The organism is Algoriphagus marincola DSM 16067 (assembly GCF_000429405.1).
Lineage (GTDB): Bacteria > Bacteroidota > Bacteroidia > Cytophagales > Cyclobacteriaceae > Algoriphagus > Algoriphagus marincola.
Window position 1 is genome coordinate 425,404 of sequence record NZ_KE386897.1, and the last position, 20,617, is coordinate 446,020.

Annotated in this window: 26 protein-coding genes; 19 read left to right on the forward strand and 7 right to left on the reverse strand. The window is 39.2% G+C overall.

Annotated elements, in window-relative coordinates:
• Nucleotides 1-138 precede the first annotated feature (138 nt).
• Together G457_RS0116970 and G457_RS0116975 are read left to right on the forward strand one after the other, a co-directional pair.
• Complete coding sequence (locus G457_RS0116970) at nt 139-1,302, forward strand: sensor histidine kinase (protein ID WP_155847183.1); 1,164 nt, start codon at nt 139-141, stop codon at nt 1,300-1,302.
• Nucleotides 1,293-1,988 (forward strand): LytR/AlgR family response regulator transcription factor, encoded by a 696-nt coding sequence (locus tag G457_RS0116975; protein ID WP_026947522.1) that lies wholly within the window; start codon nt 1,293-1,295, stop codon nt 1,986-1,988. The genes G457_RS0116970 and G457_RS0116975 overlap by 10 nt, the downstream gene beginning before the upstream one ends.
• Nucleotides 1,989-1,996: 8 nt before the next feature.
• Here the strand turns inward: G457_RS0116975 and G457_RS0116980 are convergent, their stop codons facing one another.
• The 4 genes from G457_RS0116980 to G457_RS0116995 form a co-directional block, all read right to left on the reverse strand.
• Nucleotides 1,997-2,344: a 5-carboxymethyl-2-hydroxymuconate Delta-isomerase gene (locus G457_RS0116980; RefSeq protein WP_026947523.1), complete on the reverse strand. Its 348-nt coding sequence runs from the start codon at nt 2,342-2,344 to the stop codon at nt 1,997-1,999.
• A 172-nt stretch (nt 2,345-2,516) separates the two neighbouring features.
• On the reverse strand, nt 2,517-3,407 hold the full coding sequence (locus tag G457_RS0116985) for a hypothetical protein (RefSeq protein WP_026947524.1): 891 nt from the start codon (nt 3,405-3,407) through the stop codon (nt 2,517-2,519).
• Between the two features lie 329 nt (nt 3,408-3,736).
• Complete coding sequence (locus tag G457_RS0116990) at nt 3,737-4,030, reverse strand: Bor family protein (RefSeq protein ID WP_026947525.1); 294 nt, start codon at nt 4,028-4,030, stop codon at nt 3,737-3,739.
• Between the two features lie 31 nt (nt 4,031-4,061).
• Nucleotides 4,062-4,754 (reverse strand): DUF4386 domain-containing protein, encoded by a 693-nt coding sequence (locus tag G457_RS0116995; protein ID WP_051260878.1) that lies wholly within the window; start codon nt 4,752-4,754, stop codon nt 4,062-4,064.
• Between the two features lie 181 nt (nt 4,755-4,935).
• On the opposite strand from G457_RS0116995, the gene G457_RS0117000 reads away from it, so the two are divergent.
• The 6 genes from G457_RS0117000 to G457_RS0117025 all read left to right on the forward strand — a co-directional run bounded on the left by G457_RS0117000 (nt 4,936) and on the right by G457_RS0117025 (nt 11,164).
• The gene (locus tag G457_RS0117000; RefSeq protein WP_248602875.1) at nt 4,936-5,505 is read left to right on the forward strand and encodes a DUF7010 family protein; all 570 of its coding nucleotides are present in this window, start codon (nt 4,936-4,938) and stop codon (nt 5,503-5,505) included.
• Nucleotides 5,502-7,169: a serine hydrolase domain-containing protein gene (locus G457_RS0117005; RefSeq protein WP_026947528.1), complete on the forward strand. Its 1,668-nt coding sequence runs from the start codon at nt 5,502-5,504 to the stop codon at nt 7,167-7,169. Before G457_RS0117000 ends, G457_RS0117005 begins: the two co-directional genes overlap by 4 nt.
• Before the next feature lie 30 nt (nt 7,170-7,199).
• The gene (locus tag G457_RS21800; protein ID WP_051260879.1) at nt 7,200-8,549 is read left to right on the forward strand and encodes an amidohydrolase family protein; all 1,350 of its coding nucleotides are present in this window, start codon (nt 7,200-7,202) and stop codon (nt 8,547-8,549) included.
• A gap of 13 nt (nt 8,550-8,562) precedes the next feature.
• Nucleotides 8,563-9,645 carry a serine hydrolase domain-containing protein gene (locus G457_RS0117015; protein WP_026947529.1) on the forward strand — a complete coding sequence of 361 codons (1,083 nt, stop codon included), beginning with the start codon at nt 8,563-8,565 and terminating at the stop codon, nt 9,643-9,645.
• Nucleotides 9,646-9,660: 15 nt separating this feature from the next.
• Complete coding sequence (locus G457_RS0117020) at nt 9,661-10,104, forward strand: GNAT family N-acetyltransferase (protein ID WP_081701476.1); 444 nt, start codon at nt 9,661-9,663, stop codon at nt 10,102-10,104.
• 100 nt (nt 10,105-10,204) lie between these two features.
• Nucleotides 10,205-11,164: an NAD(P)-dependent alcohol dehydrogenase gene (locus G457_RS0117025; protein ID WP_026947531.1), complete on the forward strand. Its 960-nt coding sequence runs from the start codon at nt 10,205-10,207 to the stop codon at nt 11,162-11,164.
• 1 nt (nt 11,165) lies between these two features.
• Here the strand turns inward: G457_RS0117025 and G457_RS0117030 are convergent, their stop codons facing one another.
• Together G457_RS0117030 and G457_RS0117035 are read right to left on the reverse strand one after the other, a co-directional pair.
• On the reverse strand, nt 11,166-11,738 hold the full coding sequence (locus tag G457_RS0117030) for a Crp/Fnr family transcriptional regulator (RefSeq protein ID WP_026947532.1): 573 nt from the start codon (nt 11,736-11,738) through the stop codon (nt 11,166-11,168).
• A gap of 36 nt (nt 11,739-11,774) precedes the next feature.
• Nucleotides 11,775-12,353 carry a Crp/Fnr family transcriptional regulator gene (locus G457_RS0117035; RefSeq protein ID WP_026947533.1) on the reverse strand — a complete coding sequence of 193 codons (579 nt, stop codon included), beginning with the start codon at nt 12,351-12,353 and terminating at the stop codon, nt 11,775-11,777.
• Between the two features lie 101 nt (nt 12,354-12,454).
• Here G457_RS0117035 and G457_RS0117040 point away from each other — a divergent pair, with 101 nt between their 5' ends.
• The 8 genes from G457_RS0117040 (at nt 12,455) to G457_RS0117075 (ending at nt 18,363) form a co-directional block, all read left to right on the forward strand.
• Entirely contained in the window at nt 12,455-13,438 is a 984-nt protein-coding gene (locus tag G457_RS0117040; protein ID WP_026947534.1) for a cyclase family protein, read from the forward strand.
• Nucleotides 13,435-13,896, forward strand: coding sequence for a DMT family transporter (locus G457_RS0117045; RefSeq protein WP_248602876.1), 462 nt, complete (start codon nt 13,435-13,437; stop codon nt 13,894-13,896). Before G457_RS0117040 ends, G457_RS0117045 begins: the two co-directional genes overlap by 4 nt.
• Before the next feature lie 7 nt (nt 13,897-13,903).
• A complete protein-coding gene (locus G457_RS22365; protein WP_026947536.1) occupies nt 13,904-14,623 on the forward strand; it encodes a GNAT family N-acetyltransferase in 720 nt (239 codons plus the stop codon).
• Between the two features lie 13 nt (nt 14,624-14,636).
• On the forward strand, nt 14,637-15,269 hold the full coding sequence (locus tag G457_RS0117055; protein ID WP_026947537.1) for an NAD(P)H-dependent oxidoreductase: 633 nt from the start codon (nt 14,637-14,639) through the stop codon (nt 15,267-15,269).
• A 12-nt stretch (nt 15,270-15,281) separates the two neighbouring features.
• Nucleotides 15,282-15,938, forward strand: coding sequence for a VOC family protein (locus G457_RS21810; RefSeq protein ID WP_051260880.1), 657 nt, complete (start codon nt 15,282-15,284; stop codon nt 15,936-15,938).
• Between the two features lie 138 nt (nt 15,939-16,076).
• A complete protein-coding gene (locus tag G457_RS0117065) occupies nt 16,077-17,042 on the forward strand; it encodes an alpha/beta fold hydrolase (RefSeq protein WP_026947538.1) in 966 nt (321 codons plus the stop codon).
• Nucleotides 17,043-17,044: 2 nt separating this feature from the next.
• Nucleotides 17,045-17,611 carry a YdeI/OmpD-associated family protein gene (locus G457_RS0117070; RefSeq protein WP_035484149.1) on the forward strand — a complete coding sequence of 189 codons (567 nt, stop codon included), beginning with the start codon at nt 17,045-17,047 and terminating at the stop codon, nt 17,609-17,611.
• A 5-nt stretch (nt 17,612-17,616) separates the two neighbouring features.
• Nucleotides 17,617-18,363 carry a hypothetical protein gene (locus G457_RS0117075; protein ID WP_026947540.1) on the forward strand — a complete coding sequence of 249 codons (747 nt, stop codon included), beginning with the start codon at nt 17,617-17,619 and terminating at the stop codon, nt 18,361-18,363.
• Nucleotides 18,364-18,896: 533 nt separating this feature from the next.
• On the opposite strand, the gene G457_RS21815 is transcribed toward G457_RS0117075, so the two are convergent.
• Nucleotides 18,897-19,196 carry a helix-turn-helix domain-containing protein gene (locus G457_RS21815; protein ID WP_051260881.1) on the reverse strand — a complete coding sequence of 100 codons (300 nt, stop codon included), beginning with the start codon at nt 19,194-19,196 and terminating at the stop codon, nt 18,897-18,899.
• 190 nt (nt 19,197-19,386) lie between these two features.
• Here G457_RS21815 and G457_RS0117085 point away from each other — a divergent pair, with 190 nt between their 5' ends.
• The 3 genes from G457_RS0117085 to G457_RS0117095 all read left to right on the forward strand — a co-directional run.
• Entirely contained in the window at nt 19,387-19,587 is a 201-nt protein-coding gene (locus G457_RS0117085; protein WP_248602877.1) for a hypothetical protein, read from the forward strand.
• A 225-nt stretch (nt 19,588-19,812) separates the two neighbouring features.
• Nucleotides 19,813-20,202, forward strand: a complete 390-nt coding sequence (locus G457_RS21820; protein WP_155847184.1) for a hypothetical protein — start codon at nt 19,813-19,815, stop codon at nt 20,200-20,202.
• Nucleotides 20,187-20,617: relaxase/mobilization nuclease domain-containing protein (locus G457_RS0117095; protein WP_026947542.1), on the forward strand; the 431-nt coding region annotated here is incomplete at its 3' end. The genes G457_RS21820 and G457_RS0117095, both read left to right, overlap by 16 nt.

Below are 20,617 nucleotides of genomic sequence, written 5' to 3' on the forward strand. Positions count from 1 at the left end.
TTGACGAATCTGGATAAATCACATGAGCCTACCGAATTAAGATGTCAAAGCAGTCAGAAATGAGGATGAACTGATGGAATGGAGGATTTTTTGGGAAGATAAGGGGGGTTGGTGGTGTTGGTCATTAAAATCGACCTGTTGATCATCTTTATTTTTTGGAAAACAGGCAATGGTTACCTTAGGAGTATGTTCGCAAAAGCTGCCATTTATAGAGCCTTGGGATGGGGATTAGGAGTGATACTTCTGGCCACTCTTTTACTTCATTATTTGGGCTTGATTCGAATTGATCCACAGGAATACCTCGAAAATATCCTGATCCTTGGTTCATGGTGGATTCTTGTCAGCCTTTTATTTTATTATGGAAAAAAGATCCGTTTTCGAAGTAAAAGCTTACTCGAGGTCTTGTATTTGGGACTTTTCTTTTCAGGAATTCTGCTTCTAGATCGATGGATGGACTTTCCAGACAATCCGGTTTCTATTGCCTTATTGATTTTGTTTTGGGTGGGAGTGGCAAGATTTGTAGCCCCGGCTTTTTTCAAAAAATACCAAAAGCTCATTCTACCAGTTTATGGTTTGATTTGGGGCTTGTTTCTGTACATTCGATTCACCGAAAACTACTTTTCTGATCAGCGCGAGCTGGCTATTTTAATGCTACTACTTCCCATTCCGTTTTTCCTGCTACTTTGGATTTTTGAGCAGTGGAAAAGGCTAAGGGATTTAGAAGTTGAAAAGAATCAAGCCGAATTGGCCATGCTAAAAAATCAGATCAATCCCCATTTCCTTTTCAATACCCTAAACAATTTGTATGGACTAAGTGTCGAAAAATCCGATCAAGCTCCGGAAGTGGTGTTGAAGCTTTCAGATATGATGCGCTACACAATTTATGAGGGAAGAAAGGAAGAAGTAACTCTAGCTAAAGAGGTGGAGTATTTGGAAAACTTTCTGGGATTGCAGAAATTAAGACATAGGAATCTTCCTACTATCAGCTTTGAAGTGAGCATTCTTGAGAATAGGATGATTTCACCACTACTTTTGTTGGTCCCTATAGAAAATGCATTTAAGCATGGAGTGGAGAAATTAACTGAAGGGGCTTTTGTTAACATCTTGCTTGAATCAAACGATGAGAAATTAAGATTTCAAGTGGAAAATAACTTCGATCCCGATTCAACAAGTCATCAACCGGGAATAGGGTTGGAAAACCTGAAAAGAAGATTGGAGTTGGCTTATCCTGAGGCTCATATTTTGCAAATCAGTAAAAACAAACAAGTTCATCAAGTGATTTTGGAAATTTTATGGAGCTAATCAATTATGTGATTTTGGATGATGAGCCTATTGCACATCGAATTATTGAAGGCTATTGCGAAAATTTTTCGTTCTTGAATAAGGTTGGGAATTTCTACAATGGATTTGAGGCACTTGAGTTTTTTAGGAAAGAAAATGCTGATTTGCTCTTTTTGGATATCAATATGCCCAAGTTGACCGGATTTGAAATGCTCAAGTCGATTTCAGATCCTCCAAAAGTGATAGTTACTTCAGCTTATCAGGAATTTGCCTTGGAAGGGTATGAGCTCGATATCACTGACTATTTATTAAAACCCTTTGGATTGGACCGGTTTATCAAGGCAATCAATAAATTAAGGATTACCAAAGTGCAAGATGAGGATCAGCTAAAAGAGGGTTTTCCAAGTAAAATTTTCTTGAAATCAGATAAAAAATATGTTCAACTGGAGTTGAAAGAGATTCTTTATGTGGAAGCCTTGGGGAATTACACTAAAGTCTTTCATTCTGGGGGCATGTTGATTTGTCCGGATAAAATTTCAGATCTGGAGGAGAAATTGCCTGCTCCAGCCTTCATTCGGGTTCACAAGTCCTACCTGATCAATCGAAATCAAATTGACTTTTTGGAAGGCAACCAGCTCAAGATTGGAAAGGTGATGATCCCTATTGGTCAGACATACAAAACCAAGCTTCAAGGGTTTTTGAATTAAGACCGATTTTAGGGAATCATATTTTTGTTGAAATATCCTTTCTTCTCGAAATCCCTGATATTCATCGATACAATAGCGAGTTCTGGAAAAAGCTTGTTGAGTTGTGTCACCACATTTTTTGAAAGGGTATTTTTTTGCTCAGCTGTTCTTCCTTCCATGATATTGGCAAAAACATGAATAAATTCCTTAGGGGAAAATGATCCATAAAAATAGTGGAAAGGTCTAATTCTGACTTTGATGTCCTCCGGTAGGAAAAGGCCTGAGGAATTCGCAGTTTCGTAAACTGTTTTCATGATCTTTTCCGCAGATTGCTTTTGCAATAGCTCTTCTGAGCAGTCAATAATGAAGTGAGGCATAGCTGATTTTGTGTTTAATTTTTTTAAAATGGACCTTTTTTTATTCAGTATACTTATTGTACTAATCTGCTTATTATGAATAGCCAATTGGTTGAAAATAAGCATCCTCTTTTAAATGACCATTGAGCATAAAACACCAATAAAACTAGGATGCTTCTATTTTTCTAATAGACTATTGTGGTCTGAGAGTTTCAATAATTTTGGCATCGACCCAATAGTTGGTGGTCTCCCAATATTTTTTTCCATCCTCTCCTTCTTTTTCTTCGGATCTTCCAAAAAGTAAATACTTTCCGTCAGGTGTTAATCGAGCACCATTTTCTACCAGTTCTGAATTTATCTGATCCCCCATATTTATGGCAGGGCCCCAAGAACCATCCGGCTGTCGGAAACTGATATAATTATCAGACAATCCGTATCCTTCAGCTCGCTCGCTACCCCATATCAAAAAGGATTCATCTGGTGCGATAAATGGATGAGCAGTCCATTTTCCTGTATTGATGTGTTCATCAAGTAATCTTGGTTCTTCACGTTTACCATTTATAATCCTTGATATTCGGATTACATCATTACTCTTATAATCATCAAAAACTAGAGTGCCTTTAGAAGATACTGACATCACCATAATCCCCCAATCATCTCTTTCAAACATGGGTCCCAAACTTTTCATTTTTGACCAACCCGAATCAGTGCGTTCAATGTAGTTCCATCTGGAATATAAGATGGTACTATCGCCAGGATTATGTTTAAAGTTGTATTTATTGACCCGGTAATAGCTTCCTTCATTTCGGAATACAATTACGGGATCCTCAAAAGGGTTATTTCCTGTGTAAGCGAAATAAAACTCATTCATGTCCAACTGGTCTGGATTTCCCAATTTCCAATCTTCGGCAGATTGATTTTTAGGAACAAAGACTTCGGGGATTAAACCTGGTGGTTTATAGCCAAAGTATAGGTTTTCTTCAGTAGAAGAATCAGCCTGATTGTCTTCTGAGATCTCCGTTTTGCAGGCGTATATGAATACTAAAATGGCTATGAATAGGATATTTAGAATACTGTTTTTCAAATGAAATTGTATTTAGTTAGCTCTGCATTTTTACAGGGTATAGGTTCTGATTTATGCTTGAAGTGGACTAGTCTAGTCTAATCTTTTGAATCAATTTTAATTTTAACCCCAGTTTTTTCTCGTTTGATGAGAATAGATCAATCCTCATTAACACAAGGAACTCATTGATTATAAATTATAAATTTTACCCACAGAAAAGATCATATCATTGGATTTCAAGCCTGTGCAGCCAAGGAGCATTCTACGTTAATCAAAGAGGATAAAGAGAGGAAAAAGGTATCCACAGGATAAAATGCGGATACCTCATAAATTCATAAATCCCAAGTAATTTACTTTCTCACAATGGTGGTAGTGGGAGCATAAATCCCGAACGTCAAAACGTGAATCAATCCATCCACGAAAGTATGCTTAGTGGTTACCTCATAATTCTTTGCACCACGGGCCATTTTTTCGGGATCGGATATTTTCAAAGGAGCCAATCCCTCAATCAGGTAATGGTTTTTCTCTTTGTACTCTATGCCCGTTTGTGAACCTTCTCCTACGGTGACGGTGTAAGAGTGGCATGAACTCAGAAGCAAAGTTGTGGCTAGAACCACGGCGAAAGTTGAAACGATTTTTCTCATTTTACTTGTGTTTAAGTATGTAATAGTTGGTTTAGTTTTTATTCAATCCTTTAATTATCAGGTAAATGCAAAGGGATAATTCTGTGATCACCGCAGTGGCTAAGACCAGGATTTCACTTTGTGATGCGTATTGCGGCAAAAGGATGTTGGTGAAGGAATCAATTAGATAAGCAAAGCCGGCGATGAATACCATGACTCCAAGAATTCTTGAAAACCAGCCGGATCTGTACATCATATAGCCCAAAACCACACAGCTCATTCCGAAAGGAATTCCGCTGAGTAAGTAGCCAAGACGATGAGATTCGATTAGATAGCTAACTTTTTGGGCTACCCAAAGAGGTTCTGTTGGATTAGAAAAAAATTGGAAAAGCGCAGGGATTTGTAAAAGATGAATCAAGTTGATTCCTATTAGGGCTGCCTGCACCAGTCTTAAGAATGCAGCCAAATAGGATAATTTTGGAAAATTCTTCCGAAATAAGATGAAGAAGCACCAAGCTAATCCGATATCAGCCAAAACCATGAGCATGTCTGATGCTACTCCCAGTCTAAGGAGACTTTGGTTTCCCTTGATGTTTTCCATCGTCTGCTGTATGTCTTCTGGCAGGAATAAAACTCCCCGAACTCCCATTTCACTGAAAAGTCCGCAAACTATCACAGCTAAATAAAGTACGCCTGTCAGCCCGAGAATGAGGTTTCGGTCGCTTTGATCTATGAGATTTTTCATTTCGTCCTAAATTTTTTACAAACCTAGGGCGGAAAAAAAGGCGGGAAATTGACTTAGGTTAAGAATGTCCAGAGGATTGAAAAATTTAAAAATCACTTCTTAACCCAGATCAATTTTTTTCAATCAGTAGCCTTTTACTTTTGGGAATTCGAGTGAAACTAACTGTAAATCAATGATAAAGATGGAGCAAACATTAGAGGAACAACGATTGGAATACTCAAGCCGATTGTTTTTAGCCACCCCTTTAGCAGGGATGTTGGTATGGACTCTGATTGGGCTTTCCTCTCTCTTTGTTTCAGAATTCTGGAGAGTTTGGATTTTATTTATCGGAACTGGCTCCATTATTTATTTTGGTATCTTCATTTCCAGGTTTACTGGGGAGAATTTTTTGGATCAAAGTAAGGCTCCAAATGAATTTGACAGGCTCTTCTTGTTTGCAGTCTTTCAGTCAATATTATCCTATGGAATAGCAATTCCCTTTTTCCTTATGGATTCCAATTCCTTACCGATTTCCATAGGAATCTTGACTGGTTCCATGTGGGTTCCTGTTTCTTGGATTCTCAAACATTGGATAGGTATTTTTCATGCAGTTTTAAGGACAGCAGGGATTCTTATTTTGGGATATGGTTTTCCAGATGATCGCTTTTCCTTTATCCCCGCATGGATTGTATTAATTTATATGATATCCATTCTCATCCTTCAAAGAAGAAGAGCTAATTTGAACAGATCTAAAAAAAATCAGACCCAATGAAAAAGCTAGTCTTCAGTTTCGCTATTTATATCATTGCATGCGGGATTTCCTTTGCACAGTTAAGCTCTGAAAAGGAATTGCTTCTAGATTCCATATTTCAGGAATGGAATCAGTCGGGGATGCCTGGGGGAACGGTTGGGGTGATGCAAGACGGTAGAATCATTTATTCCAAAGCTTTCGGCTTGGCCAGTTTGGATTTTGAGGTTCCTAACACACCGAGCACTCTATATAATATAGCTTCGGTTTCCAAGCAATTCACAGCGATTGCTATTCTCAGAATGGCGGAAAAAGGACTCCTTTCGCTGGACGATGATATTCGGAAATACCTGCCCGAATTGCCTGATTTTGGCCAAAAAATCAATTTTCGTCACTTAATTCATCATACCAGTGGATTAAGAAGTGTGCATGACATGTTGGGTTTAGCTGGTTGGAGAGGAGATGATGTCCGAACCAATGAAGATGTATTTCGATTTTTGACTTTGCAAACAGACTTGAATTATCCGGTTGGGGAACGATATGGCTATTGTAATTCAGGTTATGTCCTGATGGCTTTGGTGGTAGAGCGGCTTATCGGGAGGTCATTTGCTGAATGGATGAAAAGCGAGGTTTTTGAACCACTCGGTATGAACCATACCTATGTAGAAGATAACTATACACGGGTAGTTCCGGGAAATGCCTCTTCCTATTATCACAGTCAGGAGAACGTATTTGAGCGAGCCATGGACTATTGGAACTACACCGGGGCAGGAAATATCCATTCAACCACCGAAGACCTACTGCTTTGGGCTAAAAATCTTTATGATCCAAAACCAGGATGGGAAAATACTTTTGAGCAAATGAAGGAGCTTGGAAGGTATTCCAATGGGCAGCTTGGCAATTATGCCTTTGGATTATTTGTAGATAAATATAGGGGCCAAAAGAGAATCCATCATTCCGGATCGATTGGAGGTTTTCGAGCTCAGATTGCCACTTTTCCAGACTTGAATCTGAGCATTTCGATCCTTTCCAACTTCAGTTCTTCAAATTTGGGACAAAAACTCATTGGGGTTTCTGAAATTCTTTTGGATATCGATGGAACATCCAATAGCCAATCAGCATCTCCGCAGCAAGTGAAGCAAAGTGTAGATCCAAAACTTGCGAAACTTATTGGAGGATATTACTGGGATACCTACGAAAAGAGGGTATTTCAGATTCAAAAAAAGGGAGAAGAACTCATTGCAATTGTCGGAACTTCTGAACGTATACTTGAGTATTTTGGTGATGGAAAATTCAATATAAAAGACGCTGATGGACGAAAATTGAGGTTTGATATTCAAAATGGAGAAGTAAGTAGTGCCAAGTCGATTTCAAAAGAAGGCATAGTAAACATCTGGGTTCCTCTTGGGGAAAATTCCTTTTCAGCATCTGACCTGAAGGATTTTGAAGGAGAGTATTACAGTGAGGAGCTACAAACTTCGTATAAATTTAAAGTAGTTGGAGATTCATTGATGGTCTATCATCCAAGGCATGGTGATATATCCTTGGAAAGAATTACTGCAAATGCTTTTAGAGGAAATTGGCCTGTCAATATTGTAGAATTTATTACTGACACAAAAGGGTATGTAAATCAAGTTAAGCTGTCAAATAGCAGAGTTAAAAATCTTATGCTTACCCGGATAGATTAAAATTTCTAAGACACCTTATTCAATTTAAAAATGAAATTATTCATTCTGGGAATACTATTGCCTTTTCTAAATGAGGTTATTCAGGGTCAAAAGTCTGATACACTGCTAATTAATCATGTGAATGTGATTAGCATGACCTCTAATCAGGTATTGGAAGACCAAGAAGTTCTGATTGTAAATCAGAAAATTCAACGTATTCAAGCTGCATCGAATAGTCCGAAATCAGGCAATTACCAAGTAGTGGATGCTTCGGGAAAGTATTTGGTTCCAGGATTTCATGAGATGCACTTTCATTGGAGAAATCAACTAGGAGGTATCGAGCGCGATCTGAATCTTTTGCTGGCCAATGGGGTGACCACAGTCCGGAATATGGCAGAATATGACTGGCAGGATCAGGTGGCTATCCGGGAAAAAATTAATTCAGGTGAAGTTCTGGGTCCCAGATATTTCACCACAGGACCTTACTTGAATTCCTCCATGCTGCAAAGTGAGGAGGAGGCGAGAGAAATGGTTCAACTCCATGTCGAAAAGGGATATGATTTCCTGAAAATCGCAGACAATCTCCCAGAAAATACCTACCTGAGTCTCTTGGAGGAAGCCGAAAAAGAAGGGCTTCCAGTCATCGGACATGCGCAACGGGCAATGGATTTAGACTACTCCCTGAGAATGAAGTCCATCGAGCATGTGGAGGAATTTGTCTATCTCTTTGGGGAAACTCAGCGAAATGATGGGGATTTTCTGGCCAAAATGGTGGAGGAAATTAAGACCAGCGGGATTACCGTTGTTCCTACGCTAAAGGTTTTCGAGCGGATAGTAAATTACCTCCATGATTCTGAGTTCGAAAAGTTGGGTAAAGTGGAATATGCAAAATACATGCTTCCCGGTGATAGGAATTATTGGCTTTCGGAGCAAAATCCATATCGAAGGGACTTGAAGGGAAAAGTGCTTTTCGATAAAGATGCCGAGATTTTAGTAAGCGAATGGCTGGTATGGATGCAGGATTTCACCCTTCGACTCTCCGATGCTGGAGTGCCGCTTATGATCGGTTCCGATACCTTCGGCTTAGTTGTTCCAGGCTTTTCCCTTCATGAAGAAATGGCGCTTTTGCAAGACTTGGGGATGGAACCCTTCGAAATTTTGAAAGCAGCAACAGTTACTCCAGCCCGATACCTTGGGACTCAGGCACTGGAAGGAAGCATTTCTCCAGGGAAAAACGCGAATCTCGTTCTTCTCAACTCCAATCCTCTAGAGGATATTCAGTCCACCCAGAAAATAGCCGCAGTTATCCTAAATGGAAAATTTATGGATCGAAATGCATTGGACTCCCTCTTACAAGAGGTTTTGGAAATCAATGCTGTATCAGAAAACATTAAAAACTAAACCAAAAATAAAAATGTACACATTCAGAAAATTCAGTCTAGCCTTTTTGGCTGTTTTTACATCCGTTTCAATCCTTTCTAATCCACTTCTGGCACAATCAATAGAGGCAAAAATCGACAGCCTTCTGAACGAGATGTTTGATTCGGAAGGACCGGGAGCGGTTTTTATGGTAGCCAAAGGCGGTGAGCCGATATACCGAAAAGCATTTGGTATGTCCAATTTGGAATTGGAAGTGACAATGGTTCCTGAAAATGTTTTCCAGATCGGTTCTATGACCAAGCAGTTTACAGCAGTTGGAATCTTGATGTTAGCAGAAGAAGGAAAACTCAGCATAGAAGATGATGTGAGAAAGTACATTCCAGATTTTCCTGTTCAAGGGGAAAAATTGACCATTCAACATTTATTGAATCATACATCCGGAATCAAGGATTTTACAAAAATGAGATCAATCATGTCGATTGCCAGAACTGATCAAAGTCCAAAGGAGTTGGTTGATTTTTTCAAGGATGAACCAGTGGATTTTCTTCCGGGGGAAAAATTTGAATACAATAATTCAGGTTATGTGGTTTTGGGTCATGTAATGGAGCTAGTTTCTGGTATGAGCTATGAGGATTTTATTGAGCAGCGAATTTTTCAAAAATTGGGTATGAGGAATTCCCGCTATGCTTCCGATCGGGAATTGGTGAAAATGCGTGCTTATGGTTACCATGATCGAAATGGATACACCAATAAAATGTGGGTGAGTTTGACTATTCCCTATGCCTCAGGCTCGTTGATGTCTACTGTAGATGATCTACTGATTTGGCAAAATGCCTTGAATACAGATGTACTTATGAAGCAGGAAAGCCTGCAAAAGGCCTTTACTCCAGGGGCTTTATCCAATGGAGAGACTTTGACATACGGATATGGCTGGCATCTCAAAGATTTCGATGGAGTTCCGGTCAGAGAGCATGGGGGAAGTGTTTTTGGATTTAAATCCATGGGGGTTTATCTTCCAGAGCAGGATATTTACGTTGTTGGATTGAGTAATTGCGATTGTAACTCTCCTACAGTGATCACCCGGGAAATTGCCAAACTGGCTTTAGACCAATTTTAATAAAACTCCTGTAAAGTGAACTATACAATAGGAACATGTGAGCCTTCTATCTTTCCACTTTTAGTGGAGATTTGGGAGGATTCTGTAAGAAAAACCCATGATTTTTTGTCAGAAGAGGATATTGCTTACTTCAAACCATTGATACTGGATTCTTATTTATATGCGGTCGACCTACGGGTAGTTCGTGATTCCAATAATCAAATCTTAGGTTTCTTAGGGGTTGCCGAAGGAAATTTGGCGATGTTATTTTTACATTCGGATGCTTTTGGCAAAGGACTGGGGAGATTCTGCCTAGATTATGCTATAAGTGAAATGGGAGTTGAGAAATTAGATGTCAATGAGCAGAACGAGCAGGCTTTGGGCTTCTATTTACACTGTGGGTTTAAAATAATCGGACGTTCTGAATTGGATCCACAGGGAAAGCCTTTTCCAATTTTGCATTTAGCATTGAAGCATTAATTCAATCATTTTTTTTCCAAAATTCCACTTCTTAACCCAAGTCAATTTTTGGGAGAGAAGTGGATTTTACTTTTGAAGTGTAAATCAAAACTCTTTGAAAATGAAAGCATTTACTTTCAAAAGATATGGGGAACCAACTGTGTTGAATCCCGATACACTGGAAAAACCTGAGCCAAAAGCCAATGAGCTTTTGGTGAAAATCCACGCCACTTCCGTGACTGCAGGAGACTGGAGAGTCCGTAGCGCAACTCCTTTTCCTATTCGGTTTCATTCCGGGATTTTAAAGCCAAAGAATACTTTGCTTGGTCATGAGTTTGCCGGAGTAGTTGAAATGGTCGGAGAGGAAGTGGTCGAATTTCAGGTTGGGGACCGCGTATTTGGAAGCATGGGGATGAAGTCAGGGACTTATGCCGAATACGTAGCAGTCGATGTTGAGTCGCCTTTGGCAAAAATACCCGACGGCTTGAGCTTTGAGGAAGCTGCGGTGGTTCCGATTGGCTTTCTTTCTGCATATCATTTTCTTCAAAAAGTAAATCTGAAGCCGGGAATGAAGGTATTGATTCATGGAGTATCCGGGTCGGTTGGGTCAGCTATGCTTCAATTGGCTAAAGCAAAGGATGCATACGTAATAGGGGTCTGCAGTTCAAAAAATGCGAGTTGGGTGAAAAAATGGGGAGCTGATCAGGTAATTAGCTACGATAAAGAGAACTTTACGTCACTTTCTGAAAAATTTGATCTGATTATTAATGCGGTAGGAAAAACTTCTTTTCGGGAGATCAAGCATTTACTTAATCCCGAGGGGAAATATTTGTCAAATGATGCCGCCTTATCCGATTATTTGGATTTGCTGACACAGACCTTAGGAGGTAAAAAAGAGCAAATCATTGTCGGGATTGCTGAGCAAAAAAAGACTGACTTGAGAGTGATTCAATCTTTGCTGGCGGAAAGAAAAATCAGACCTTACTTGGATAGAGTTTATTCATTCAACGAAATCCCTGCCGCCCATACTTATGTGGAAAAAGGAAGAAAAGCAGGGAATGTGGCTATTCATGTTGCATAGGTCAGGCTTTGGTGGCCAACCGTTTTCGAATTCTGCTAAGAGACTCTGGTTTTACTCCAAGATAAGAAGCAAGAATATACTGGGGAACCCTGTTGAGGAGTTCTGGTTGATTTTCCTGAAGTTCCAAGTAGCGTTTCTCCGGTGACTTGATCATGTAATCAGCGAGCATTTGTTGGTTTTTCCCAAACTCCTGCTCTATGGATACCCGACAAACCGATTCAAAAACTGGTACTTTCTTTATTAATTCCTGTTCGTTATCGTAACTCAGAATGGTCAGCGTGCTGTCTTCTACACATTCCAAATAATGATTGGCCGGCGTTTTATTCAGGTAGCTGGAAAGGGAAGCAATGGGTTGGCCTTCTTCAAAAAAGTGGATGGTTCTTTCTTCTCCATCGATCAGGTAAAACAGGCGAACCAATCCTTTGAGATTGAAATAGGATTCTCTGGCCACTTGGCCTTCTTTCAAAAGGATAGTACCTTTTTTGAACGTCTTGATGGGGATTAATTCGTCGATGATTTGAGCCTCCTGATCAGTCAGGGGGATTTCAAATAGGGATGAGCTTCGCGTAACCATGACACAAAATAAGGGTTTTCAAAAAACTTAGGGATTTCACCAGTCCATTTTCTTTTTCATTCGGCTGAAAAACTCGGGGGTGACACCCAGATAGGAGGCAATTAATTTCTGAGGGATTCGGGTTTCGTACTTTCTGAATTTATCATGGAATGCCCGGTACCGTTCTTCGGCTGATTGACTGATGGTTTCTAAAATTCGCTCTTGAAAGGCCACAAAAGCCCTTTGGGTGACGATTCGGAAAAAGCGCTCTAAGGAAGGGATTTGTGCATAAAGCTCTTCCAGGTCTTCATAGGATAGTTCCAAAACCGTACTTTCCTCCAAGGCCTGAACATTGAAAATAGCCTCTTTCTGGGTAATAAAGCTCTTCAAATCACTGATCCACCAACCTTCAAAGGCAAATTGGATGATATGATCGAGGCCTTTGGAATCAGTAAAATAGGCCATGACAGAGCCGTCAATGACGAAATTGGTCACTTTGCTTTTGCCTCCTGCAAAAACCAAAAACTGACCTTTTTTGAAGTTGCGGTTGCTGAGTTTGGATAGGATCAATGCCTTTTCAGACTCAGAGAGCGAGATATATTTATCCAGACTTTGCCATAGGAGCTCAGGATTCATCTTGATCTAGGTTAAGTGAAAGACTTAATCCAGGTCATTCGACAGGGATTGCAAATGGTGGACCTTTGAAGGGTCATTATAAACCAAAAAATTATAATATCATGAAAAAATGGATGTTCATTTCCTATTTCTTAACCTTTCAGGCAGGTTTTGGCCTTTCACAGGTCATGTTATCTGAAGAAGTTGGAATCAGCCCTTGGGGCCCCGAAGATGAAATAGGTACGCTCAATTTGATGAGCGATCAGAGTAGATTAGTGGTGTTGAGCCGGATTGGGTCTGGAAAAATCTATGACTTGAGTGTGGAGTATTTTGTTGGAATGCCCAGCTTTCATGCTTTGGGAGATCCAGCCTATCAATTTTGGATGACCCACACTCCCAAAGGTACGCTCATTGACAATCCCAATGGAATGGGAGAGGCGATGAATTCCAAAGTCAGCTATACCGGCGATGCTATTTCCATGTATACCCACATGGGAACCCATATCGATGCATTGAATCACTTTGGCTTGAATAATAAAATCTGGAATGGCTTTTCAGCTGATGAATACTTAGGTGACAAGGGTTGGAAAAAAACTGGGGCTGAAACTATTCCTCCCATAATCGGAAGAGGTGTTTTAATAGACGTCCTGGCTCTGAAAGGAGTAGAACAGCTGCCTGATAATTATCGAATCAACTCTTTTGATTTGAAATCAGCGCTCGAAAAGCAAGGAACGAAACTGGAGAAAGGAGACATTGTACTCATTCGAACCGGGCAAGCTAGGCATTACGAACATGCTGACCAGTATCTGGATAACTACCCCGGGATCAACCTAGACGCAGTTAAATGGCTAGTGGAAGATCAAGGGATCATGCTTTTGGGTGCAGATAATTTAAGTTTCGAAGCATTTCCTCCAGAAAGGGAAGACAATTGGGTTCCAGTCCATACTTATTTGTTGGCCGAAAAAGGTGTCATGTTTATCGAGCAAATGAATCTGGAGAGTTTAGCCCAAGATAAGGTTTATGAATTTGCTTTTATCGGTAGCTCACTAAAGTTGAGAGGAGCTTCTGCAGCACCAATGCGTCCAATAGCTATACCTATCCAATGATTGATCTGAAAATGGAAAATCTTCATTTGATGGTGGGGGCCTTTGGAGTTGGAATTCTGATTGTCTTGCAAGGCAGTCTAAATGCGCAGCTTGGGGTAAGGTTAGACAATGCATTAGTAGCATCTTCTATAAGTCTCCTAGTCAGTGCTTCACTCGGTGTATTGGTATTGCTACTTACTAAAGAGAATATGGCTGTGCTGGAAAAAATTCAGACCATTCCATTGTACTTATTGTTCTTGGGGGGAGTTCTGAGCTTTCTTGCAATTGCTTCTTTTTACTATGTAATTCCAAAAATCGGGATTTCTACTACGGTCGCCTTTGGTTTAAGCGGTCAATTGATTTTTGCTGGATTGGCTAGCCACTTTGGGTGGTTTGGATTACCTGTTGAGCCCATCACGTTAAAAAGAATGATGGGAATCTCCCTGATGATTCTTTCAGTATTACTAATTAAATCCTAGTGGTAAAATGAATGTGTTGAAATATCAAAATCTATTCAACCTTACTGAATTATGGAAAATAGGAGGGCTTTTATCCGGTAAATTCATTTCAGAGAATGGGGTTTTTGCCAGTTTCGGAACTGAGGGAGATTGGCCGAATAAGGTATGGATAAAAGGCTCATTGAATTCCCAAAAGCTGTTGACTGTCCCATCGCTATCACTGAGAAAACCCTTTAGTCTGGCAATTTGGGAGGATGAAAACAAGGATGATCTACTAGGTGAATGTGGCTTCCATTCTACGTCCGATTTGGTGGGGATGTCCCGTGATTTGGCTTCTTTTTCCTTCAGATCCGATTCGCCGATCAAACTGCAATTGGTAAAAACTCCTGAACAAGCATCGATTTGGTCTCGGGTGTTCTTTGAGGCCTTCGGGTATGAAATACCACCTATTACAGTGTTAGCCCTCGGGGAAAAAGTGAGTTTTTTCACTGCCTCATTTGAAGGTAGGCCTATTGGAACCAGCATGATCTTTAAAGATTCCAGGAGTATATCTGGGATTTATTCGATTGGAGTGATTCCCTCTTTTCGGGGAAAAGGTCTGGCAAATCACTTATTCGAGGCAACGCTAGCTCAGCTGAAGAAAGATGGTGCCAGCAGAGCTGTCCTCCAAGCCTCTACCATGGGGATGGGATTGTATTTGAAATACGGATTTCAGTCGGATTTTAAAATCAGATTTTATAAAAACTAAAAAAGAAAAAAATATGAACTTGATAAACACCTTAAACTGGCGCTATGCCACTAAGAAATTTGACCCAACCAAAAAAATTGATCCAACTCATTTGGAATTGCTTAAAGAGGCTGTTCGACTTTCGGTCTCCTCCTATGGGCTTCAACTGTATAAGGTTTTGATTATTGAAGATCCAAAAGTGAAGGAATTGCTTCGGGAAGCGTCTTGGGACCAATCGCAAATCACGGATGCATCTCATTTATTTGTTTTTTGTAGTTACAAGCAAAATTTCAATGAAGGGGTAGATTCCTATATCCACCTTTTGCAGGAGGGGGTAGATGAATCCAAGAAACCCGGCATTCAAGCTTATGGACAAAGTATTAAGGAAAATATTGACTCGATGGGAGAGTCAGAGAAACAAGCTTGGTCGGAAAAACAAGTCTATTTGGCTATGAATAATCTGTTGATTGCGGCTGGAGAACTTAAATTGGATGCCTGCCCCATGGAAGGATTTGAGCCGGATAAATATGATGAAATTTTGGGCTTACATGAGCAGGGATTACATGCTGTCTTAGTAGCTCCGGTAGGTTTTCGAGCAGCGGACGATTTGGCACAGTTCCGAAAGAAAGTTCGGCGAAGCACCGAAGAGCTATTTGAACTCATTTGAGGAAAAGAAGGCATGGAGATTTTAACACTTGTATTGCAAAGTGAAAATTTAGAGGAAACGGTGAAGTTTTATAGAGAAGCACTAGGCTTTGAGCTTCTTTCCAGGAAAAAGAATCAAGTGGTTTTTCGGGTAGGTTCCTCAGAACTGCTCTTTGAAAAAGAGACTACAAGGTCTGCCCCGAAGTATCATTTTGCATTTCTTATCCCCAATCATTCAAGTGAATTGGCATTTCAATGGTTGAAAGAAAGAGGAATTAAAATTCTGAATTCTGATGCTGGTCCTATTGTAGATTTTGAAAACTGGAAAGCAAAGTCAGTCTATTTCGAAGATTCCCATGGGAATATTTTGGAATTCATTTCACGGAGGGACCTACAAATTGACATGGTTGGCAATTTTTCAACCCAAAGCATTCTTGGGATAAATGAAATTGGGGTAGTTGCCGATTCTCCATTGGAAATGGCTGAAATAATTAAAGCCAAATCTGGTTTGGATTATTTCCCCAAAGGCCCAAAGGATGCTGATTTTTTGGCGATGGGTGAGGACTCAGGTCTCTTGGTGATTTCTAAGAAGGGACGCAATTGGTACCCTACCAAATCACCTTCAAAACCTAGTAGGGTAAGATTTGAAATCCAGGTTGGGAATAAGTCTACCTGGTTCGAATTCAATTAATTGAAACCTTGAAAATAATTTGAGTTAGATAAAAATACAGTTCCAGTTTGAACGGAGTTCGTTTTGGTCTCCGTGAAAATGCTATGGAATGATGTATAAATAAACAACAGTTTAAGACTAGGCGAAAAATAAAATTTTATGAAAAATACACCGATTCAAAATCAAAATTCAGTTGAATTTCCAAAGCCAATCTTCATTCCTATAAATGGGATTGAATTGGAAGTATTTGAAGCAGGTATAGAAAACAAAGGTAATCCCATCGTACTCTGTCACGGCTTCCCGGAACTTGCCTATTCATGGCGGTATCAAATACCAGCTTTGGTTGAAGCTGGGTATCATGTCATCGTTCCTAATCAGAGAGGTTATGGGAATTCATCTCGTCCACTTACAGTAGAAGACTATGATACCGAGCATCTGACAAGTGATTTGGTCGCTTTACTTGACTATTATGGATATCAGGAGGCCATCTTTGTTGGGCATGATTGGGGTGCAAATGTTGTTTGGAACTTGGCGCTTCTTCATCCAAAGCGAGTAAACAAAATAATCAATTTGGCTTTGCCTTATCAGGGGCGAGGTGAAAAACCATGGCTTGAAATGATGGAGGAGTTTTTTGGGCCGGACTTTTACTTTGTTCATTTTAACAGACAGCATGGGGTTGCCGATCAAATCATGGATGAGAATGTGTCCAGATTTTTCCTTAACCTATTCCGCAAAAATATACCTATGGCTCCTCCTCAACCGGGAATGTTAATGATCAATCTTGCAAAAGGTGAAAGACCACTTGGCGAGCCCATAATGGAAGAAGGTGAATTGTCCGTATTCATATCCACTTTTGAGTCAACCGGCTTTACAGGTGCTATCAATTGGTACCGAAATATGGACCGAAACTGGCATTTAATGGCAGAAATCAAGCCAATAATCTACCAGCCCACTTTGATGATCTATGGTGAACAGGATACGATTCCAAAATCTGAAAATCTTAGAAAGATTGTTCCAAACTTAGAAGAGGTAAGTCTTGATTGCGGACATTGGATCCAGCAAGAAAAGCCTGAGGAAACAAATCAAGCTATTTTAAACTGGCTTGGACAGCAGAACGAGTTATAAATATGGAAACATTTTGTCCGAAAACACCAACTGAATGGCGGAACTGGTTACATGAAAACCATCAATTCAAGAAGTCAGTTTGGCTCATTTATTATAAGTCAAATTCATGTATTCCTTCTATTACTTGGAGCGAAGCCGTGGATGAGGCGTTATGTTTTGGCTGGATAGATAGTACCAAAAAGACTATTGACAAAGAGAGATACATGCAATACTTTTCAAAAAGGAAGCCAACCAGTAATTGGTCAAATGTTAATAAAGCAAAAGTGGCTAATCTCATTCAAAATAACCGAATGACGAAAGCAGGATATGATTGTATCAAAATTGCAAAGCAAAATGGCTCTTGGACCAATTTAGATCAGGTTGAAGCATTGGTCATTCCCAAAGACTTAAACGAACAACTTATCAATTGCAAAGAAGCAATCCAGTATTTTTCTAAGCTATCGAAGTCCGATAAAAAGATTTTATTGCACTGGGTTGTTTCAGCCAAAAGAGAAGTGACAAGGCAAAAAAGAGTTCAAGAAATTGTGGAAAATGCCAGCAAGAATTTAAAGCCAAAACAGTTTAGGTAAACAAAATGAACTACCCTTTACTAAAACCAAAATACTATCTATCTCTTATTAAGGATTTATTAAACTTCATTAGGTGTCCTTACAGTAATCCGTTAAAAGTAAAAACAGTAAAACAAAAGGTCTATGACACAATTGGCTTATTCTTTATTAAAATTTGCTTTTCAATTAGTATTGCATCCTTACTCCAATTTATTTACGAGCCAGAAAATCTTACTTCAATCAATATGTTAGAAAGATTTAGCCCTTTTGTTTTAGTATTAGTTGCAGGAGTTATTTTGCCAGTATATGAGGAAATCACTTTCAGGTTGTCATTGAAATTTAAACCTACTTATCTTGCGGTAACTTCAGGAACTTTTATCTATTACATACTAACAAAAGCTGTTTTCAAATCTAGAATATCCCTTGTAGACGAAACATTTTTGTTTAGGGTGTTAATTGGAATATTATTCATAATAATTACCTACATAATTTTTAGTAGAGAAAAAGTCAAAAAGTTAATTGATCGTTTTTGGAAAGATAATTTCAAATTTATTTACTATTTGTCATGTGTTAGTTTTGCTTGGCTCCATATATTTAATTTCGAATTAAGTATGGTTAATCTTTTATTGCTGCCAATAATTACATTGCCTCAGCTATTTAGTGCAACAATTGCAGGGTATACCAGAATAGCATTTGGATTTAAATACCCCTTATTCACACATATGGCGACAAATATTTTATTTACGTTGTTAACTTTCATTCCATTGGATTAATAGATCAATTTGATCTGGGTGGAATTGCTAGGTGTAGGAATTTTATTCTTAAAGTCAACCTGTTTCCATTTGAATCAGGTTGACTTTACTTGTTCTCCATTCCCCGAAAGGAGTATGTTTTTTTTGGTTGAATTGTAAAACCAATGGTAGATTTTACCGGATACTACCCTCTCTGTATTTTCCCAAAACCTCAGAGATCCTGTAGCTCGGAATTTGGATAGCTTCTGACAAATTGGCCAAACTGATAATTTAATGGAATACGGTTTTAATTTGGGATGAAGCCTAAGTTGAATCAAGTATTACAAACAAGAGGGTTGAATTAGAAAATAGATGAAATAAACAAATAAGTATTAAATACCTCCAGGGCGAAAAGGAAATTGAATAAGAATGATTAGGGAGATTTGGAAAATTGGCATTTAATCCAATTTCTTTTTTCGCCTATTTTTTTTCAATGCAAGTCAGGTTGTAATGCTTGGCGAGTAACTTAAACTACTATTTTTAATCAAAGAAATATTGCGTTTTACCAGCCTTATTCAAAACCTTCCTCTTTTCAAAAATTCAAATTCATCTTCTCCTTTCTTATCCATTACTTTTTTAAGGTCTTCCTGCTTGTAATAAATAACACCTCCCAGCCGGGTGAAGGGTATCAATTTTCGGTTTCTCAGGGTCTGTAAAGTGCCGGGTGAAATTTGAAGAATTCTCTGGACATCTTTGGATTTGAGCCATTTTTTATTCGAATCTGGATTTTTTTGTTTGATCAATTCCCTGATTTCAGATAGGATTTCTTGTTTCAGGGATTGCAAATCAGCAAGGGTAATCAGTTCAATTTCCATAGTTTAAATTTTAGGGATTCTAATTAAAAGAATGATTTTGAAGGCTTTTCACCAGTAGAATAGGAGTAGGGGGATTTTTCTGAATCTTTTTAAAAAAATACCTGAGTCAATAAGTGATGGTGAATGTTTGTTTTTATCTCTTCGGAAGTTCACCCAATCAAAAAACTCAAATGCTATGATACATGAACACATGGAAACATTACGGACCCCTTGTCCTGGTCCCAGTTTGGAAGAAGTGAATCGTTTTTTTATCGGATTGGATTATCCGTTGGAGGAGAGCGAAGTCTTTTTCTTTTACTATCAAGGTTTAGGTTGGAGAACAGAATCTGGGTCTCCGCTTAGAGACTGGAAAGCTGCTGCTGCGACTTGGCTTTATAATCTTGAAAACTAATGTTGATCTGATTAGTGCCCGATTTTAGCAATTATCTGAAAGATGATTTTTAGGAGTCTGTTTGAAAGCCTGACAGGTTTTGAGAAAAAGCCCTGAAAGGGAAGTACTGCGCTGTGGTGCAGTAAGCAAGATGTAGGATTGTCTACAACAACCCCCCTTTGGGCCTGCTCCGGAGTCGCATTTTAGAACTTAAAAAAGGTAATCAAGATGGTAAAAAATAAAAGAATGAAAATTGAGAAAGGTTTCCCTCGAAGAGTAGAGGGGAGGATATCCGAGTCTCGTTATCAAGAATTAAAGAAGATTCTTGATCGGGACCCAAGCCTTTCCATGAGTGAATTGATTCGAAGAATTTTGCAGCGTCAACCCATAAGAATTCAGGTTCAGGAAAGAGGACTATCCAACACCATGGAAGTGCTGATAGCGATTGAATTTGAATTGAAGAAAATAGGAGTAAATCTGAATCAGGTTGTTAAAGAATTTCATGGAAGTTCGGGCTCCATTCAGAAATTCCTTTTGGCTAAAAAGCTGTTGGATTTTGGTAAAAGTCTGGAGTTTGAGATAAAGAAAATTGAGGAGGTCTTGGGAAAACTTCAGATCAAATGGTTGTCAGAATAAGTACCGGGAAATCAGTTTATGGATTAATTCGATACAATGAAGCCAAACGCCAAGAGTCTTCTGCCAAACTGATATCCCATCAGGGTTTTAGTTCAGGAGTAGAAAAGCTTACCCTAACTCAATTGGTTCATCGGTTTCAGGATTTAACCTCTTTGAATCGAAGAACAAAAACCAATGCGGTTCATATTTCCCTCAATTTTGCTTCAGGTGAAAAGTTTACTGATGATCGTCTGGAAGAGATCAGCAAAACCTATTTGGATAAAATTGGATTTGGAAATCAGCCTTGTCTGATTTATCAGCATTTTGATGCAGGTCATCCCCATGTTCATCTAGTCACGGTAAATATTGATCGGGAAGGTAAGCGGATTGAAACCCATAATCTAGGGAAGAATCAATCAGAAAAAGCAAGAAAGGA

Bases quoted from the DNA above. Each gene is read 5' to 3' on its own strand.
- G457_RS21820 (WP_155847184.1), top strand. From the start codon at position 19,813: ATGAAAATTGAGAAAGGTTTCCCTCGAAGAGTAGAGGGGAGGATATCC.
- G457_RS0117045 (WP_248602876.1), top strand. From the start codon at position 13,435: ATGATTGATCTGAAAATGGAAAATCTTCATTTGATGGTGGGGGCCTTT.
- G457_RS0117015 (WP_026947529.1), top strand. From the start codon at position 8,563: ATGTACACATTCAGAAAATTCAGTCTAGCCTTTTTGGCTGTTTTTACA.
- G457_RS0117005 (WP_026947528.1), top strand. From the start codon at position 5,502: ATGAAAAAGCTAGTCTTCAGTTTCGCTATTTATATCATTGCATGCGGG.
- G457_RS0116995 (WP_051260878.1), bottom strand. From the start codon at position 4,754: ATGAAAAATCTCATAGATCAAAGCGACCGAAACCTCATTCTCGGGCTG.
- G457_RS0117040 (WP_026947534.1), top strand. From the start codon at position 12,455: ATGAAAAAATGGATGTTCATTTCCTATTTCTTAACCTTTCAGGCAGGT.
- G457_RS0117075 (WP_026947540.1), top strand. From the start codon at position 17,617: ATGAACTACCCTTTACTAAAACCAAAATACTATCTATCTCTTATTAAG.
- G457_RS0117000 (WP_248602875.1), top strand. From the start codon at position 4,936: ATGGAGCAAACATTAGAGGAACAACGATTGGAATACTCAAGCCGATTG.
- G457_RS0117065 (WP_026947538.1), top strand. From the start codon at position 16,077: ATGAAAAATACACCGATTCAAAATCAAAATTCAGTTGAATTTCCAAAG.
- G457_RS0117070 (WP_035484149.1), top strand. From the start codon at position 17,045: ATGGAAACATTTTGTCCGAAAACACCAACTGAATGGCGGAACTGGTTA.
- G457_RS22365 (WP_026947536.1), top strand. From the start codon at position 13,904: ATGAATGTGTTGAAATATCAAAATCTATTCAACCTTACTGAATTATGG.
- G457_RS21800 (WP_051260879.1), top strand. From the start codon at position 7,200: ATGAAATTATTCATTCTGGGAATACTATTGCCTTTTCTAAATGAGGTT.
- G457_RS21815 (WP_051260881.1), bottom strand. From the start codon at position 19,196: ATGGAAATTGAACTGATTACCCTTGCTGATTTGCAATCCCTGAAACAA.
- G457_RS21810 (WP_051260880.1), top strand. From the start codon at position 15,282: ATGGAGATTTTAACACTTGTATTGCAAAGTGAAAATTTAGAGGAAACG.
- G457_RS0117030 (WP_026947532.1), bottom strand. From the start codon at position 11,738: ATGGTTACGCGAAGCTCATCCCTATTTGAAATCCCCCTGACTGATCAG.
- G457_RS0117085 (WP_248602877.1), top strand. From the start codon at position 19,387: ATGGAAACATTACGGACCCCTTGTCCTGGTCCCAGTTTGGAAGAAGTG.
- G457_RS0116990 (WP_026947525.1), bottom strand. From the start codon at position 4,030: ATGAGAAAAATCGTTTCAACTTTCGCCGTGGTTCTAGCCACAACTTTG.
- G457_RS0117035 (WP_026947533.1), bottom strand. From the start codon at position 12,353: ATGAATCCTGAGCTCCTATGGCAAAGTCTGGATAAATATATCTCGCTC.
- G457_RS0116975 (WP_026947522.1), top strand. From the start codon at position 1,293: ATGGAGCTAATCAATTATGTGATTTTGGATGATGAGCCTATTGCACAT.
- G457_RS0116980 (WP_026947523.1), bottom strand. From the start codon at position 2,344: ATGCCTCACTTCATTATTGACTGCTCAGAAGAGCTATTGCAAAAGCAA.
- G457_RS0117025 (WP_026947531.1), top strand. From the start codon at position 10,205: ATGAAAGCATTTACTTTCAAAAGATATGGGGAACCAACTGTGTTGAAT.
- G457_RS0117055 (WP_026947537.1), top strand. From the start codon at position 14,637: ATGAACTTGATAAACACCTTAAACTGGCGCTATGCCACTAAGAAATTT.